The organism is Desulfovibrio sp. JC010, assembly GCF_010470675.1.
Taxonomy (GTDB): domain Bacteria; phylum Desulfobacterota; class Desulfovibrionia; order Desulfovibrionales; family Desulfovibrionaceae; genus Maridesulfovibrio.
This window is the reverse complement of sequence record NZ_VOIQ01000011.1, coordinates 1-16,633: the sequence shown is the minus strand read 5'-3', so window position 1 is coordinate 16,633 and position 16,633 is coordinate 1. Positions and strand designations below refer to the sequence as shown.

The 16,633-nt window shown below is 45.3% G+C and carries 14 protein-coding genes and 3 tRNA genes; 8 read left to right on the top strand and 9 right to left on the bottom strand.

What is annotated here, in order from left to right; translation table 11 throughout:
• Nucleotides 1-14: 14 nt before the first annotated feature.
• Nucleotides 15-1,268: a UDP-N-acetylglucosamine 1-carboxyvinyltransferase gene (gene murA, locus FMR86_RS13165; RefSeq protein WP_163351868.1), complete on the bottom strand. Its 1,254-nt coding sequence runs from the start codon at nt 1,266-1,268 to the stop codon at nt 15-17.
• A gap of 328 nt (nt 1,269-1,596) precedes the next feature.
• Here murA and FMR86_RS13160 point away from each other — a divergent pair.
• Nucleotides 1,597-1,672: transfer RNA gene (locus FMR86_RS13160), tRNA-His, on the top strand.
• Nucleotides 1,673-1,717: 45 nt separating this feature from the next.
• Nucleotides 1,718-1,793 (top strand) — tRNA-His (locus FMR86_RS13155).
• Nucleotides 1,794-1,859: 66 nt separating this feature from the next.
• On the opposite strand, the gene FMR86_RS13150 is transcribed toward FMR86_RS13155, so the two are convergent.
• Nucleotides 1,860-2,396: a hypothetical protein gene (locus FMR86_RS13150; protein WP_163351867.1), complete on the bottom strand. Its 537-nt coding sequence runs from the start codon at nt 2,394-2,396 to the stop codon at nt 1,860-1,862.
• A gap of 199 nt (nt 2,397-2,595) precedes the next feature.
• Between FMR86_RS13150 and FMR86_RS13145 the strand changes: the two genes are divergently transcribed.
• Nucleotides 2,596-2,832: a CopG family ribbon-helix-helix protein gene (locus FMR86_RS13145; protein WP_163351866.1), complete on the top strand. Its 237-nt coding sequence runs from the start codon at nt 2,596-2,598 to the stop codon at nt 2,830-2,832.
• Entirely contained in the window at nt 2,832-3,107 is a 276-nt protein-coding gene (locus FMR86_RS20850) for a type II toxin-antitoxin system RelE/ParE family toxin (protein WP_163351865.1), read from the top strand. Before FMR86_RS13145 ends, FMR86_RS20850 begins: the two co-directional genes overlap by 1 nt.
• Before the next feature lie 39 nt (nt 3,108-3,146).
• Here FMR86_RS20850 and selB read toward each other — a convergent pair whose 3' ends face one another.
• The 4 genes from selB to FMR86_RS13120 all read right to left on the bottom strand — a co-directional run bounded on the left by selB (nt 3,147) and on the right by FMR86_RS13120 (nt 9,420).
• Nucleotides 3,147-5,054, bottom strand: coding sequence for a selenocysteine-specific translation elongation factor (gene selB / locus FMR86_RS13135; protein ID WP_163351864.1), 1,908 nt, complete (start codon nt 5,052-5,054; stop codon nt 3,147-3,149).
• A gap of 117 nt (nt 5,055-5,171) precedes the next feature.
• Nucleotides 5,172-6,560, bottom strand: a complete 1,389-nt coding sequence (locus FMR86_RS13130) for an aminopeptidase (protein WP_163351863.1) — start codon at nt 6,558-6,560, stop codon at nt 5,172-5,174.
• Nucleotides 6,561-6,670: 110 nt separating this feature from the next.
• A complete protein-coding gene (gene selA, locus FMR86_RS13125; RefSeq protein WP_163351862.1) occupies nt 6,671-8,068 on the bottom strand; it encodes an L-seryl-tRNA(Sec) selenium transferase in 1,398 nt (465 codons plus the stop codon).
• A gap of 143 nt (nt 8,069-8,211) precedes the next feature.
• Nucleotides 8,212-9,420: a folylpolyglutamate synthase/dihydrofolate synthase family protein gene (locus FMR86_RS13120; protein WP_239057240.1), complete on the bottom strand. Its 1,209-nt coding sequence runs from the start codon at nt 9,418-9,420 to the stop codon at nt 8,212-8,214.
• Nucleotides 9,421-9,484: 64 nt separating this feature from the next.
• Here FMR86_RS13120 and FMR86_RS13115 point away from each other — a divergent pair.
• Nucleotides 9,485-9,561 (top strand) — tRNA-Arg (locus FMR86_RS13115).
• A 390-nt stretch (nt 9,562-9,951) separates the two neighbouring features.
• Here FMR86_RS13115 and FMR86_RS13110 read toward each other — a convergent pair.
• From FMR86_RS13110 to FMR86_RS13100, 3 genes are all read right to left on the bottom strand, one after another.
• On the bottom strand, nt 9,952-12,417 hold the full coding sequence (locus tag FMR86_RS13110) for a DUF3987 domain-containing protein (protein ID WP_163351861.1): 2,466 nt from the start codon (nt 12,415-12,417) through the stop codon (nt 9,952-9,954).
• 10 nt (nt 12,418-12,427) lie between these two features.
• Entirely contained in the window at nt 12,428-12,613 is a 186-nt protein-coding gene (locus FMR86_RS13105; RefSeq protein ID WP_163351860.1) for an AlpA family transcriptional regulator, read from the bottom strand.
• Between the two features lie 180 nt (nt 12,614-12,793).
• The gene (locus tag FMR86_RS13100) at nt 12,794-13,609 is read right to left on the bottom strand and encodes a hypothetical protein (RefSeq protein WP_163351859.1); all 816 of its coding nucleotides are present in this window, start codon (nt 13,607-13,609) and stop codon (nt 12,794-12,796) included.
• A 512-nt stretch (nt 13,610-14,121) separates the two neighbouring features.
• Between FMR86_RS13100 and FMR86_RS13095 the strand changes: the two genes are divergently transcribed.
• The 3 genes from FMR86_RS13095 to FMR86_RS13085 all read left to right on the top strand — a co-directional run bounded on the left by FMR86_RS13095 (nt 14,122) and on the right by FMR86_RS13085 (nt 16,430).
• Nucleotides 14,122-15,120 (top strand): hypothetical protein, encoded by a 999-nt coding sequence (locus FMR86_RS13095; protein WP_163351858.1) that lies wholly within the window; start codon nt 14,122-14,124, stop codon nt 15,118-15,120.
• Entirely contained in the window at nt 15,117-15,335 is a 219-nt protein-coding gene (locus FMR86_RS13090) for a hypothetical protein (RefSeq protein WP_163351857.1), read from the top strand. Before FMR86_RS13095 ends, FMR86_RS13090 begins: the two co-directional genes overlap by 4 nt.
• 72 nt (nt 15,336-15,407) lie before the next feature.
• Nucleotides 15,408-16,430 (top strand): hypothetical protein, encoded by a 1,023-nt coding sequence (locus FMR86_RS13085; RefSeq protein ID WP_163351856.1) that lies wholly within the window; start codon nt 15,408-15,410, stop codon nt 16,428-16,430.
• Nucleotides 16,431-16,633 lie beyond the last annotated feature (203 nt).

Sequence of the window (16,633 nt, the reverse complement as noted above, 5' to 3'; positions counted from 1 at the left end):
ACCAGAAAGGCCGGTTACTCTTTCTCGCGCCAGACCCTTGCGCCCACAGCGGAAAGCTTATCTTCCAGCTTCTCGTAGCCGCGATCAAGATGATAAATACGCTGAACATCAGTCCGCCCGGAAGCAGCCAGTCCGGCTACAACGAGGGAAGCACTGGCCCGCAGGTCCGAAGCCATAACCGGAGCACCGGTAAGCTTCTCAACGCCGCGAATCATGGCGGTACGGCCCTTTAGCTTGATATTCGCGCCCATACGCACCAGTTCCTGCACGTGCATGAAACGGTTTTCGAAAATCTTTTCCTCAATGGTACCGGCACCGTTGGAGAGACACATCAGGGTCATGAGCTGAGCCTGCATATCTGTAGGAAAGCCGGGGTACGGCTGCGTGGTGATATCCACCCCGGAGATAAGACCGTTGGCCCGGCGCACGCGCACTCCGCCCTCTTCTTCCTCAAGGGAGATGCCCATCTTGCGCATCTTGTAAACAACGGATTCCAGCTCCTGAAAGGGACAGTCCTGAATCAGCAATTCACCGTCAGTCATTGCGGCAGCAACCATGTAAGTCCCGGCCTCAATGCGGTCGGGCATGACTTTGTAGTCGCCGCCTTTAAGGGAAGTAACGCCCTGCACGGTAATAATGCTGGTGCCGTGACCGGAAATTTTCGCTCCGCAGGCAATAAGGAAATTGGCAAGATCAACAACTTCAGGCTCACGGGCCGCGTTTTCAATAATGGTCTCACCTTCGGCCAAAGCTGCGGCCATGAGCACGTTCTCGGTGCCGCCCACAGTGGGGAAATCAAAATGGATGTGCGCGCCTTTGAGCTTGTCGCACTTTCCATGAATATAACCTGAATCAAGATCAAAAGTAGCACCCATCTGCTCAAAAGCGGTCAGGTGCAGATCCACCGGACGTGCACCGATAGCACAGCCACCGGGAAGCGCAACCTTGGCCTCCCCCTTCAGAGCCAGCAGGGGACCCAAGCAGAGCACCGAAGCACGCATGGTCTTAACCAGATCGTAAGGTGCTTCCACCTTAAGGTCCTTCACTTCGCTGCACACCCTGTTACCTTCAAAAGAAGTCTCACAACCGAGGATATTAAGCAGCTTGAGCGTGGTATGAATATCCCGAAGACGCGGAACATTATCGAGACAAACCGGACCTTCCGGAAGAATACAGGCCAGCAGGATAGGCAGGGCTGCGTTTTTGGAACCACTGACCCTGATCGGGCCGTTAAGGGAAACTCCACCTTCAATAACTAATTTATCCATCTCAAAATCCTTATATTTATCAGGTAATAAGCCACCGACGCCAACAGCTTGAAATTAACGTCCCGGCAGCCGGGTGAATAAGGCAATACCTACCCTCGACCCCTGATTGCTTTCAGTAACAAAAGAACAAAATGTTTGTGGCACAAAATAACTCATTAGTGAAGACCGCGCTTAACCTATTTTCTTATTAAGATCAAAACACGGTTTTATAAACAAGTTAATCATCTCTTTTACTTGCGTGATTTGCAGAACTCAAAAAAAATAGCCTTTTTTTCAAAAACTTCTTGACCATCGCACCCAGCTTAGTTAAACACACCTCTCACACGCGGTGGGTGTAGCTCAGTTGGTAGAGCACTTGGTTGTGGCCCAAGTGGCCGGGGGTTCAAGTCCCCTCACTCACCCCATTTGACATATCTAGGGATCAGATAGTCCCTGACCCCTTTTTTAAGGTGGGTGTAGCTCAGTTGGTAGAGCACTTGGTTGTGGCCCAAGTGGCCGGGGGTTCAAGTCCCCTCACTCACCCCATATTTTTAAAGCCCGGATTCACATGAATCCGGGCTTTTGTATTTTCCAGTCCTGACTGAATTTTACCTACTCCACTAATTCAAACTGAATCCCCCGCTTAAACTGCTGCCCGCTGATCATATCATGCAATACAATAATATAACGATACTTCCCGGCCGGAAGATTTCCGAGACTGAAATCATTGGTCATATAAATATCAAGGATGGGCTTACCGGTATTGTAATGCATGCTCAAAAGCCCATCACGCTTGAAAAGAACTTCCCCTGCTGCCGATTCAAGAATGACATCCTGCGTAAGATAGAATTCATACCTGCCCTGCTGTGTGGACGTAAACCAGTTGATTGGTTCGTAATATAAAAGGAGCTTTGTGCCGCGCTTAATTTTATTATCCTGCTTGGGATAAAATGAAGCATAATTCAAAACCTTAGTGCACAGAGCAAATTCCTGCACTCCGAGCCTGCCCTTATTCTGCTTTTGAATAATTTCATTTTTTAATTTCAATATAGCTTCCGCATCCCCGGCTCCGGCAGAGGGGACAAAAACAAAACTCATCATAAACACAAACAATATTCCGGCCAATAACGGATATAATCTCCTTGTCATACCCAAGCTCCTGTCAGGTTGAAGTTTATTTCACAGACCTACCTGACTATATCACCCCACAGCAGCCCCAGCCAGCAAAAGACGCAAAAAAAAACCGGACTCATACGATCCGGGCTTTTAAAATTTCTTGCCATACTCAAATCTAATCACTAATATTCATGGTGACTACAAACGATATCAAACATACTTGAGGTGAATAATGCCGCAATCAAGCACCAGCTTTCGCACCGACCCGGACACCCTGTCTTCCCTTGATAAAATAGCCAAGGACATGGGCAGAAGCCGTAACTGGGTACTCAATAAAGCAATCAAGGATTTTATTGAATACCAGCAATGGTTTAAAGAGCAGGTTCAGGAAGGACTGGAGGCTGCCGACAAAGGTGAATTCGCTTCTGAAGAGGAAGTTAATGAGATCTTCAGCAGGTTCGGTGCATAGTGCCGTTGTGGACTAAACCTGCGCAAAGAGACCTGCAAGGACAACTGGAATACATAAAACGGGAAAATCCTGAAATTGTATCCCGAATTGCAGCACAGATAAAAAAGGCAACCGAATCATTAGACTCATTTCCTCAACTTGGACGTGACGGTACAGTTGAAGGCACCCGCGAACTGATCATCCCGAAACTGCCCTTTATCTGCGTTTACCGGATCAAAAACAATCGAGTTGAAATAATCCGTTTTCTGCATGAACGCATGCGCATGTTAAAATAAAAGCCCGGACTCTCACGAATCCGGGCTTTATAATTTATCTTAACTCTGCTTACGCAACCTGCGCTTATCACCGACTCGAATGGTGATCTTTTCCTTATCCATATACTCAAGCAATGGAATGGAAAATTTACGCGACAGGCCGACCAGTGTTTTAAAATCCTGCGGGCCGAGTTCTTGGTTTTCAGCGAAATACCCCTCAAGAATCTTCTGCAAGCCGTCCACTGCGGATTTAGCAAAATACATGTCATCCTTGATCCTGACCAGCAACCCTTCATCCTGCAAGAGCTTGTAAACAGGCGCGGCTTCTTTGAAAACCAGATCAAGCGGATCAAGCACATCCTTCAGATTCGGCGGAGTCAGCCCGCCTTTCTCGTATGTACTCATCAGGATGTCACGCAGCTTCTGCTGATCCGAAGCAAGAGAAACCTTGTGTCCGGGCAGATGCAGAATCTCCTGTGCAGCCATGATATCATTTTTCTTAAGCAGACGTTCCACAATTGTATGGAAAAGCTTTTCCGGCAATCCCTTGCCGTAGGTGGAGCCGATCTCACCACGCGAGACGCCCGGCTTCATGGGCTCATTCTTGTGAAATTCAGCAAGGTGATCCAGCAGTCCCTGCACCAGATTCTCATAGTGAGTGCCGGAAACATAGCTGCGGGTTTCCTTGTCATACAGAAAAATCTTCTGCTGCCCGCCCATGGTCTGGAGCATTTTTTCCAAAGGCTTGGAGGCCACATTGCTCAGGATGGAAAGCTCCTGAAAAGTAAGCCCGGCCCGACCGGCCAGATCAAGCTGGGTAAGGACCAGTTCTTCCGGCTCGGCTCCAATAAGTGATTCCAGCCGCTTCACATCATCGGAAAAACGTTTCACCTTGCGGCCCAGCGGGTTGATGATGCTGCCCCCGGCGATTGTCCGCAGCGGGGAAAACGAACGCAAGACAACACGATCCCCGTAAACCCCGGTCATGGGCTTTTCAAAACGAATCTGGCAAACCGCCCGTTCGCCCTTTTCCAGCTTTTCACGATCAAGAAAATAGACCTTGGCCATTACTTCCTTGGAGCCATGATGGAAATGGATTTCCTTGCGGTGCTTCAAGCTTTTGGGGGAAGACGGCAGACAGGTCAGCTCCACATCCCAGACAGTAGACGGAAAGAGTGTTCCCGGACGGCCCAGCACTTCACCGCGCTCGATATCTTCAACCTCAACGCCGTGCAGGTTGATGGCGGTCCTGCGCCCTGCCGGAGCGGTCTCTACAGACGAGCCATGTGATTGCAGGCTGCGCACCTTGGTCTCAGTCAATTTAGGATACAGCAACACATCATCGCCCACGGAAAGCTGCCCGGAAATGAGAGTCCCGGTCACCACCGTGCCGTGCCCTTTCATGGTGAACACGCGGTCCACAGGCAAACGAGCGAGGTCAGTCCTGCGTTTCGGGGCGAAACCTTTCATGAACTTCCCAATCTCGCTACGCAATTCATCCAGGCCCTGTCCGGTATGCGAGGAAACAGCATGGACAGGTGCTTCAGCCAGAAAGCTCGGCGCAAGGAATTCACGCACATCTTCCTGCACCATCTCCAGCCACTCTTCATCGACCGTATCGGCCTTGGTCAGAACCACGAAACCTTTCTCAATGCCCAGCAAAGTGCAGATTTCCAGATGTTCGCGGGTCTGGGGCATCACCCCTTCATCAGCGGCGATAACCAGCAGCACGAAATCAATACCCGCTGCCCCGGCAACCATGTTTTTCACAAACTTCTCATGGCCCGGAACATCAATGATGCTCAGCTGTTCATCACCGCCAAGATCAAGGCTGGCAAAACCCAGCTCAATGGTGATGCCGCGTTTCTTTTCCTCGGCCAGACGGTCGCAGTCCGTTCCGGTCAATGCTTTAATCAGGCTGGTCTTACCATGGTCAATATGACCGGCTGTTCCCATAACTACGGGCATAATTATCCTTTTGCCTTCGGCGACCCTGCCGGGAGCCTTAAATCCTTTTGCAAAAGGGTTTAAGAATCCCAAAACCTTTTATTAAGGCTTCGCCGGCTTTGTATTCGAAAGCTATATTTAATTTTTCAAAAATGTCCTGAAAGCCAGTTCAGTAGCATAAAGATCAGCTTTACTGGTCAGTTCGAACGGGCTGTGCATGGAAAGCACCGGAGGACCGAAATCAATTACATCCATGCCGTAGAGGGCGAGAAACTTGGCAACAGTGCCGCCCCCGCCGAGATCGACCTTGCCGAGTTCAGCCATCTGCCACGGCACTCCGGCTTCATTTAGGATATTGCGCAGCCAGGCCACGAATTCAGGGTGGGCATCATTGGCACCAACCTTACCGCGATGTCCGGTAAATTTGCTGAAACTGGGACCGTAACCGAGATAAGCGGAATTAAGCTTCTCGTGCGCGTCCTGATAATCGGGATCGATTGCCGCGTGAACGTCAGTGGACAGGGCCTTCCCGGCCATCATCACCCGGGACATCTTGGCGTTGGGTTCCCATGCTTCGATGAGGTCTTCGAGGCAGTATTCGAAAAAGAGCGACTTGGCTCCGGTAGAACCTTCGGAACCGATCTCTTCCTTATCGTAGAAAAGTACTATCTGGGCATGCTCAGGTTCAGGAGCGTTGAGAAATGCTTCCAGTGCGAGAAACACGCAGGAACGGTCATCCTGTCCGTATCCGCCCACAATGGACTTATCCAAACCTACGTAACGGGCCGGACCTGCAGGAACAATATGCATTTCCGCGCTGAAAAGGTCTTCTTCAACGATATCATATTTCTCGTTGAGCAGCTCCAGTACCTTGCGTTTTACGGAAGGTTTGCCGTCAGCATCACCCTCGTCCTCTTCGTCCTTAGAGAAAGACAAAGAGTGCCCCATGAGGACATTCAGTTTTTCAGCTTCAAAAGCATCAGTGACACTCTTGGCCACCTGCTTGTGGGCAAGGTGCGGCAGCAGGTCGAGGATGGAAAGGACCGGATCATCCGCATCCTCGCCGATGACAACATCAACCTTGGTGCCGTCAGCCTTGACCACCACGCCGTGCAAAGAAAGAGGCCGTGCCAGCCACTGGTATTTGCGGATACCGCCATAGTAATGGGTCTTGGCCATGGACATACCGAGGTCTTCGTACAGCGGACGCTGCTTAAGATCGATACGCGGGGTATCGGCATGTGCGCCCACCAGTCTGAAGCCCTGCGAGAGCGGATTTTTACCCTTACGGGCAATAAAAATTGTCTTATCACGGAAAGAACGGAAGCACTGGTCCGCGCCGAGATAATCTTCGAAACCCTCTTCGCGCAGTCTGTCTTCAACGTATTTGATGGTCTCGCGCTCGGTTTTGCAGCGGGTCAGGAAGTCGATGTACCGGGCTGCAAGGTCATCCATTTTCTGCTGGTGCTCTTCGTCTTTGAAAATTTCCCAGCAGCTTTTCGGTTCATGTTCAAGAGATTTATTCATAATTATAGATGCCTCCGGCGGCCCTTCCGGGGGACTTAAACCCTTTTTAAAAAAAGGGTTTAAGAATCCCAAAAACTTTTATTAGGCTTCGCCGATGTTATTGTTAATTTTTACTTTAATACCTGTGAGATAGCTTCTGCGCAGAGTTTGTATTCTTCGCGGGTCAGGGTCCGTGGATCTAGGCAGAATGCATCTTCTTCAATCCTACCTACCAGCGGCGGTTCGGTTGAAAGAAGACATTCTTTTAATTCTTCAACCGTAACTTTTCCACCCGGAATAACGGTTACCAGAAAAGTCTTTAAATCCTGCTCCGGGAACGCCCCGCCGCCTACGCGGGAGACTCCCTCGCGTACGCCGATCTTTGCGGACTCGCCAAGCTCACGACGCAATGTGCGGGCAAGGGACTGGGCCTGCTTTTTGAGATTTTCAGGTTGCTCGGTGATCATGCGCACAGTGGGAACTTCGCGCTTGGCGGTTTCGGGGTCAAGGTAGAGACGCAGGGTCGCTTCAAGGGCTGCGAGAGTCATTTTGTCGATGCGTACCGCGCGGTTGAGCGGATTCTTCTTAATCATATCGATAAATTTCTTTTTACCGACAATAATCCCCGCCTGCGGTCCACCCAGCACTTTGTCACCGGAAAATGAAACCACGTCCACATCTTCAGCTACGACTTCCTGAACTGTAGGCTCGCGCATAAGTCCCAGCCCGGAAAAATTAGTCAGGTTTCCGCTGCCGAGATCCTCATAGACCGGGAGATCATGCTTGCGACCCAGTTCGGCCAGTTCGCCACCGGAAACTTCCTTGGTGAACCCGATGACCCGGAAATTGGAAGTATGCACCTTCATGAGCAAGGCCGTGTCCTCGCTGATGGCATTCTCGTAATCATGCAGATGAGTGCGGTTGGTGGCCCCTACTTCACGCAGGGATGCCCCGCTCTTGGTCATCACATCCGGAATACGGAACGATCCGCCAATCTCCACCAGCTGCCCGCGGGAAACAATAGCCTCGCGCCCCTTGGCAAGTGTTTCAAGGGTGATCAGCACCGCCGAAGCGTTGTTGTTAACCACCAGTGCGGCCTCGGCCCCGGTAATCTCGCAGATCAGCTTTTCCACATGACTGTAACGGCTGCCACGCTCCCCGGTCCCCAAGTCAAACTCAAGATTGGAATAACATGCACAGGCCTCAGTAACAGCCTTAACTGCGCTGTCCGCCAGCAGGGAACGTCCGAGATTGGTATGCACCACCACCCCGGTAGCATTGAGCACCCGTCGGAAATGCGGCTTCGCCCCGGCCCGCACATGGCAGGTCAGGCGCGGGAAAAGTGTTTCCGGGGAAAGCTGCTTTTCCTCGGTAATGATCCCGCCCTTGATTTCCTCACGGCAGACATCAAGAAAGCCGTTAACCAGATCACGGGAAAGGGTCCTCGGCAATCCGTCGATGACCCCTTCGTCTTCAAGACGGGTAAGGACAGAATCAACAGAAGGTAAATACTTAAATAAATTAGACAAAATAAACCCTCATAAAATTACAACTTAAAACCCTGATTAAAAAAGTAAGTTCCTGAACTAAACTATTAAAAGTTTTAGGAGAGTCCAGAGAACCCTTTTCCAAAAGGGTTCTTTGGCCCCCGGAGGGCCGCCGGAGGCATTCTTCATAAAAATTCTGGGTATCTTGTATAAAAAGCTGCCAGCAAAAACAAGGACCCGCAGATTAGAACTGTTCTATCACCGGAATTAAGCATTGAAAGGGCTTCGTCAATGGTTCCGGCTGCTTTTGCCCGCTCTCCGAGGACCGCAGCCAATTCCTCATAAGGATAAGCCCGTTCGTTATTCTCAATTCCACAGGCTATGATTGACCCGTCAGTCATACGAAAAAGGGCCTCTTTGACCGGATCAAGATTCTTGTCTTTCATGCAGGAAAAGATAATCGCATCCGGCTTGATCGCGGACCGCGACAACTCTGCTTCGAGAGCATCAAAGGCATGGGTGTTATGCGCTCCGTCTAAAATATAGATTCTGTCAGATTCAACAACCTGCAACCGTCCGGCAATAAAAGCTTTTGACACCCCGCTACGAACCTTATCTTCATTAAAAACTACATCCGGCTCTTCGCAAAACATGCGCCACGCAGCAGCCGCAAGCCCGGCATTCTGCTTTTGATGCTCCCCGGCAAGAGACGGATTCAGGTCCGCAACAACTTCCTGCTTATTAATATGAGAAAGAGCACATCCCAATTCCCCGGCCCGCGACTCAAGAACCGTCATAGCTTCCGGGACCTGTGCGGCAGTGATGGCCTTTCCATTCTCACGCATGGCATCGGCCTTGTCTGCGGCGATTAAATCAATGGTGGAACCGAGAACCTTCTCGTGATCGAGTCCGATGGGGGTGAATACGGTCAGATCGGGATCAACAGTATTGGTGGCATCAAAACGCCCGCCCAGCCCGGCCTCCATTACCGCCAGATCAACACCGTTATTCTTGAACGCAACCAGTGCCATGCAGGTCAGCAGTTCAAAATAGGTCAACCCGACATCCGGCGCGATTTCCATAACCTGATTGGCAACAGCGCACCATTCTTCTTCTGTAAGCATGGAACCGTTGACGGTTATCCGCTCCCGGGGAGTCACAAAATGGGGCGAGGTAAACGTTCCGGCTTTAAGGCCGTGCTCAATAGCGATGGAAGTTAAATACGAAGAAGTGGAACCTTTACCGTTGGTTCCCACCACATGGATAACCGGAAAAGCCCCCTTACCGCCCCAATTACGCACAAACTCTTCCATCCTGCCGAGGCTCAGATCCATATGAAAAAGACCGAGATCATCCAGATAAGTACTGAATTCCACAAAATTTTTAAATTTCAAAACATTTTCCTGTTTTTTTACTTGACCGTCAGGTACGCTTTGTATAAATAAGCATCTCTCGCGCGGGGCAGTAGCTCAGTTGGATAGAGCAACGGCCTTCTAAGCCGTTGGCCGAGGGTTCGAATCCTTCCTGCCCCGCCATGATATTTCAAGGACTTACAGCATACTTGCTGTGAGTCCTTTTCTTTTATCTGTATTCTTCCCCACACTCTTCCCCACAACTGGGCGAAAAACCGACTCATCAAAAAAACTCCTGCTTGGATTCGAAGGGCTGGGAATACACCGCAACCGGAGCGAGTTCAAGAACAAAGGTTACGTACAGGATCACGAACGGAGCTAAGTTATTGGACGTCATTGCCGGGACTTAATCAAGCTGTAATTCTGCGAATTGTGCGATCCAGTGTAGGGCATAAAAGCTCGTGCGCCAATTTAGCGAATTATGCGAAGCCAGAATATGGAAACAAACAATAGCCGCCTATTTTCATAAGCGGCTATTCTGCTAATTATGCGAACCATGGTGATAGGGAAGAATTAATCACCATAATCCTTGGTGATATAGGGAGAAACCATATACTTTGCACTTGGTGGGCGACCTCTACCTGTTCTATTCCTTGGTAGTTCTTTAATATAAAATCTATCTAACAATACTTTGATCCCCTTCCCTATCAACTTCATGGAATTAAATGAACCCTTTATTTTTTCAAGCATCTGACGTTCGCTAAATTCGCAGATCTTATCCTTCTTGATTCGATCCAGTATTTTATGAGCGCACTTAAAATCCTTGTTTTCTTCAGCTAAACCATGAGCTGCGAGAGCGTGTTCCCCCAAAACATCTGCAAGAAGACATGCTGCTTCCATTGTCTCCCCCAGAATAGGATTCTCGTGTGGGTTTTCAGTTGCTATACAATGAAGTATCCCGGCAAGACGGACAAGCTGTCCAGTGAGCTTGCTTGCCCAATCACGAACGGTTTCCAGTCGTCCTCCTTCTTTAAGAGCCTCTTCAACTTTTTCATGATAATCGTGATACATATCCTCAGCAGCAGGAGTTAATCCTATACAATAAAAAGACTTTCTATTTGCCTCTTCAGTCTTTATGGGGATAGCCATTAACCTCTGAACTAATTGACTATATAACCTTTTCACAGATGGATTAATCCCTTCAACTCTTGAATTTCGATAACCTACTATAGTTTTTGGGATTAGACATATAAAGCGAGCTGATAGCCCCCTGCCAACAAAATGAGGATTACTATACAATTCATCTAAAACATGCGGCTGAACACTTAAACACATAGTCATAAGAGGATTCGCCAACCTTATCGGATCATGCTTCTTCCTATCAATAACATGCCCTTCTCCGCTCCAATACTTGAGCACTCCGTCAATGTTTGGAATTTTAGAATATCTGCCTGCCAAATTTCCGAAAAAACCTCCCTCAGCTTCAATCATTCCTATACTTTCATTATTATTTTGCAATAACTCACCCAAAGCTTCAGGAGTGGCATCATCAGCAAACCAACGCTGAACGTATGGAATTTCCGGCAATTTTTCCTTCAAATCAACAACTTCTTGAATATACCTATCTCGATCTTCTGCATCATCTGTCTTTGCAGCTTGATTCATCTTTAAATCAATTCTTTTTTCCAAAACACTTCTAGTAATGCGCACCTTTTCAATTTCCGGCTTAAGCTGTTTACTTTGCTCTATTTCTGAATGCAAAAAGGGATATTTAAAAAAACCGGTAACAGCTGATTTTCGATCACCAGGAGGTAATACCCCCGCTGCATAAATATTTATATGCTCATAATAACCAGACTTAACCTTGATAATAATTTTATTTTGGATTGAAAGAGCTATGCAAGCCAAAAAATTAATTAAAACCAATTCAATGGGAACCTGAATTGAATACGCTATGCCTTTAACAATGCTTTGCATTACTTCAGGAAAAATACTTATAGGAACCTCAGGAAGTTCTTGAGCGGCATTCCCTAAAGGTTTGGGCTTTTCATCAAACTTAACAATATCATTTCGCCTTGGATTGCTGAATCCAAATCCTAGCCCGCTCTCAATTGTTGGCCCAATTTCATCTGCATCCAACCCAATCCCTATTGCCACATTTTCTAGGCGTTCATACACTTCAAAATAGTTCAACTCATTACCAGCAATATGTTGCCCCATTCTAATCGCTGACAGATAAAGTTTACTATTCCTATTACCTTTTTTCTTAAATTGCGCTAAGTCCTCGCACTCATTATCTAGAGCAACCTGTCCATACTTTGTTGTTTCAACATCAGATTGCTCCAACACACTTAACTCAGCAGATTGATTTGTAGTCCCAGTCTTGGAACCAATTAAATCTAGCAGCCACTCAGGGGCTTCAGCGACCTCACAATCAATAACCAACTCGTATACATTACCACTTTCGTGCAAAGAAGGCGGCGCAATTGCATGTCCTCCATTTCCGCGAATGTCGACCTTATCAACAATACCTGCTCTATTCCCTATTATTCGCCCTTGTGGGTTCTTGAACCACATATGGCGGCCACCGCCACCCGTTTTAATTGTATGTGTTTCAGGTAAAGGACTATTCTCTGCTTCCAGTTTTCGAATGCTTTCTTCTCCAACATCCCCATCTATATCGAGGACGAAAAAGCCTGAAGCATCTCCGGTTGCAATACCTATGTTGTAATCAGGCTTTTCACCCCACCATTCATTTATAACATCAGGATTAATTGTAGCCTTCTTATAACCACCTTTTATTGCGGGCCTCTTCCCATAACATGGAATAACGGCATAACCTTGCTCTGCATAAAAAAGGGCAGCTTCATGTAAGCTCATATCATTTATAAATTCTCCCGAAATTTCGCAGTCAGAAAGCAAGGAACAATTGACATCAGCATCGCATTCTAATAATTTTGATGAATACATGTTACCCTTGCTGAGATCATCAAGTTTGCCGACTTCCATCTCAGTAGGGGTTTCGATTTTTTTATTCATGTTCTCCCCCTTATTTCTCAGGATTAATTCTTCGACTTTTCAGAAACTCGTCCAAATCTTCCACCAAATAGCGCACCGACCTGCCAATTTTTACATATGCAGGCGGTTTGTGCATAAAGCGAAGAGATTGGAGAGTGCTTCGGGAGAGACCTAAATACTCGGCAGCCTGTTTTTCATTGACCAATTTTTGATTCATGATGAACACCTTGTTCGGTTTGCAGCGGATTGCATTACACCTCACTGCGTTGCTTTGTTCATCATAGACTGCCTTGTCCGGGCGAGCGGACGTCAAGCCGGACAAGCAAAAAAGATATTCATTCTTTTTAGGGCGTTAAATAGACATTCTCTTTTTTCTAGGCGGACAACTATAAAAATTTCACTCATCGGCATCATTTACAAGATAGCCATCCAGCCCAATAGAAGCTAGGAGATCGTTGGGTAGCTCCTTAAGTAAACCTCTTCCTTTCTCAAGATACCTACGTGCATGTCTTTCAAGTGTGTCTTTATTCTGACTAGCTGAAAGCGAAAGGTCCTTGGCAAGTTCAGCACGTGTTTTCTGCTTTCTATACAAATCATACACTAAAGACTTCAGAGCTCTTTTCTTTTTGGGCTCAACATCTTGCAATTCGTCAATCCTCAAACAAAAAAATTTGTACTCCCGGAAACCTTCTTCTTCCTCTTCAGGGTCTGATTCAATCTCAACAGTATCAACCAAGACTTCAGGACGTTGCTTTTTAATTTCTTTTTTAATAAATACAAAACCATTAAGCTCGTCATCATCCTTATACGTCATATACCCATCTTTAACATAAGACGACTTAACACCAACGAACTGTTCTAATAACTCTTCACGCATATAAATTTCATTTCCTTCGGCATCAAAAGACATAAAATCTTCAAAGGATTTATTACGTTCATCTAAAAAAATATCATACAGTATTTGATACAATTCAAAATCAGGCCCTTCCTTTCTACGCTGTTTATACCATCCCCAATTGTCAGCCACCCATTTCTCCGCTTCATCAACAGAATATAGCAGAACCCTTTTCGGCAGTGCAGAGATATGAATCATCTTTGCAAGCTTCTCAGGATGGAATGGAGTCAGTCCAGACCTTACCAACTCGATCAGATCCTGAAGTATCCAATCGTTCAACTTAAGAAGCTCTTTCGCAGTGATGTACTTGCTAGACATTTTTTCACTCCACTAAATTTTTCGCACGACAAAATTAGAGGGGGGGGGGACCCCATTCTTAGGCCAGTGCGATTCTCGCGATATTTTTTAGTTTATTAACCAGACTACTTTGCTACGAGGAGAAAATTAGCCTTTAGAGGCGTAAACGCATCCCGAACACAATTACTTTTACATAGACAAGGCAATAGCACACTAAGCCGCTGAAATCATGTATTTGTCAGGTATAGATAAACCATCGAGAATTCCCGATAAAAAAGCTATTTCATCCACATATTTTTCTCAAAAAAAATTTTCAAAATAGATTGCTCATTATAACTCTGAAAGGGTCTACATAGGGACTAACTATCTAAAAACAACTAGTTCCATAACATCTTGGCAGACTGAACAATACTAGATATAAGAAACACGCAATAACTTCAGGAATGATCATGTGCCCTATTTCAGGCTGGGGTGCAGCAACCAAGGCAGGAGTCTTGAGCAAATAAAAACAGTTTGGATACTACAAGAATAAGATGCTAAATATTACAGATTTAACTCAGGTGATAAGCAGTAGTGCTGGAGAGGGCTTAAACTGGTTCAAGGTCGTCTTTTCAGATATAAACTGGAGTAAATTTGTAACGACAACATTCAGTGCCTTCCTTGCAGCCGGAGCGGTCTCTTACTTCTCAAACAGATCTTTGAATAAACGGGATGAGTTACAGCTTAAACGGGAGAAACGGAAGGAACTAGAACAGAGAGCCAAGGAAGAGAAGCTGCAACGGCAGAAAGAAATCAATGCCTGTAACTTTTATACAAATTCGATCCGCTTTCAGATGTTTGACCTATACTCTTTGGTGAAACAAAAAGAAAATTTTGAAAACGACATTAAACATAATATCCCACTTAAACCAACTGACAGGTATGAAATTACTGAAATTTCCCCTGAGATGAACGCTTTTCTTTCCGACCTTTCAACAGATTCAACAGATCACTATTTCTTAGCAAAATTTTATATGAAAAGGTTAAATGAAGGCTTAGATTTTGTTTTTAACATTGGCTGTGAATTTGAGAAATCAATAGAGATAACTCTAAATTCTAAAGATGATAGTGCACCTTATAAACGAAGAATGAGCCAACACGAACTACATTCAATGCTTGTAAATTACAAACAAAGACTAAGAGGCATATTTTTTAACATCAAAGACAATGAAAACAAAATAGCCAGAGAAGGATTATATACAACTGCAACTCGTTTTTACCTATGTATTTTCTATTCACTTGCCTGCTTACAACAAGAAGCTAACAACAGTGAAATAAAATTAAATATAGTGACAGATGCTGAAAAATATTTTCCAGCAAAGTACATTGAATACTTAAAAACAGAAGAGGCTATTCGACTTATCGACGAATCTCCAGCAGCAAAATTTTCTCACGCCAACTTGATTGAAGCATATTGGGATAATCCTGACGACATACTTAACACTGCAGAGAAATTAGCAGCTAAAGAAAACACCATAGGAGACAAAGAATGAGTGATCGTGATGACATCATAAAAGTACTGTATGAGTGCGACAGAGAAAGCTATGAAACAGACGGCATGAAAATAGCCGAACAATGGATAGACTGCCTTTTCCATGTAGATGAAGTAAGGGCATGGATTGAACATGGAGTAACTGATCCACAAGAAGCATACGATAAACGACTCAATCAGGAAGACATGCCTTCATATTACCATGATGATGAATGATATGCATCCACAAACAGATTTTCCATGCCAAATAAAATATTAACTTCCTAACACTCCAAAGAACAGCACTACATGAAATACGTAAACACATACTTCACTCCTTTAAATGTCCAAACCGAATCAAATGTCAAAAAATTTATAAAATACCTATCTCAAAAAGAGAAGGAAAATGAGATACTACAATGCTATAGAGGGGAAGAGGAGAAGAACCTTAAAGATAGAATAACAAACAACCCACAAGAAGTTTACCAGTACCTATATGAGATAGGAGACAAATGCAGACATCTTTTTATGGATGACTATTTCACTAATACAAGAGCCCACCTAACAAACATTGAAGACTGCTCTCCCAAAACACTTAATTTTATATATGATAAAATAAGCTATGTTGTTTGTAATTCACGGTTGCAACAAAAAGTAAGAGACCACTGTCCTCTTAATTTCATAAAATACTTTAAAGAAGCTTCAAACAAAACTTCATTCACAAACAATATTTCAGAAATAAATTCACTTCCCAATCAATTAATCGTCAGAGACTATTATCTTTATTTTCTACATGTTGCAGGTTCGCAAGGTATACGAAAAGAATCAATATTGATTTCAACATCTAAAAGACTACGTACTGCCATTAATTTTGCACATGGGTGGAAAAATCATTCCATGGTATACGGAAGAGAAGGAAAACCAAACAAAAACTCTAGTGGAAAAATAGTATACCATTATTTTGTACCTCGCCCATTCGAATTCTATGCTATTGCTCCATGGACAATTACATCTATTCACAACACAGTTAAAAACCTTATGTTGCCAACATACAACCCCGGAGGGCTGTTTCCACAACAGCAGGAAGTCGCTATTAAAGGTGCATTGTTTCCACACTTTATTTTAGGAGTTCACAAGCTGGATACAGATGAATTCATAACCAATCCGTATTTAGAAAATATATCGCAAAATGATTTTGACAGAATCTCCAAATTTGGATTCAACATTGACCAAAGTGACTTTGAAGAACGGATCAAGGAGTCTAAATTTAATGGGCATATTGAAACAGACTCAAGGGGGAACTATTCTGAACATAAAAACAAGAAAGAATAGAATTCACTTTAGACAGCTTCTTTTCCGAATGCATAAGAAAAGCCCCTCTATTGAGGGGCTCAGATTGCTGACTAACCCCGCTTTTCTCGGAAAGCGGGGTTTTATTATGCTTTCTTCCGTTCGATTTAATTTGAAAAGCTCAAGTTTGTGCGACCAAAGTCAGATTTGGGATCAGAAGGGAAAATTGTGTTTATTTTGGAGAA

Coding starts and splice junctions, on each gene's coding strand:
- FMR86_RS13085 (WP_163351856.1), top strand. CDS start 15,408: ATGAAATACGTAAACACATACTTCACTCCTTTAAATGTCCAAACCGAA.
- FMR86_RS13100 (WP_163351859.1), bottom strand. CDS start 13,609: ATGTCTAGCAAGTACATCACTGCGAAAGAGCTTCTTAAGTTGAACGAT.
- FMR86_RS13145 (WP_163351866.1), top strand. CDS start 2,596: ATGCCGCAATCAAGCACCAGCTTTCGCACCGACCCGGACACCCTGTCT.
- FMR86_RS13150 (WP_163351867.1), bottom strand. CDS start 2,396: ATGACAAGGAGATTATATCCGTTATTGGCCGGAATATTGTTTGTGTTT.
- FMR86_RS13130 (WP_163351863.1), bottom strand. CDS start 6,560: ATGAATAAATCTCTTGAACATGAACCGAAAAGCTGCTGGGAAATTTTC.
- murA (WP_163351868.1), bottom strand. CDS start 1,268: ATGGATAAATTAGTTATTGAAGGTGGAGTTTCCCTTAACGGCCCGATC.
- FMR86_RS13110 (WP_163351861.1), bottom strand. CDS start 12,417: ATGAATAAAAAAATCGAAACCCCTACTGAGATGGAAGTCGGCAAACTT.
- FMR86_RS13090 (WP_163351857.1), top strand. CDS start 15,117: ATGAGTGATCGTGATGACATCATAAAAGTACTGTATGAGTGCGACAGA.
- FMR86_RS13095 (WP_163351858.1), top strand. CDS start 14,122: ATGCTAAATATTACAGATTTAACTCAGGTGATAAGCAGTAGTGCTGGA.
- FMR86_RS13105 (WP_163351860.1), bottom strand. CDS start 12,613: ATGAATCAAAAATTGGTCAATGAAAAACAGGCTGCCGAGTATTTAGGT.
- selB (WP_163351864.1), bottom strand. CDS start 5,054: ATGCCCGTAGTTATGGGAACAGCCGGTCATATTGACCATGGTAAGACC.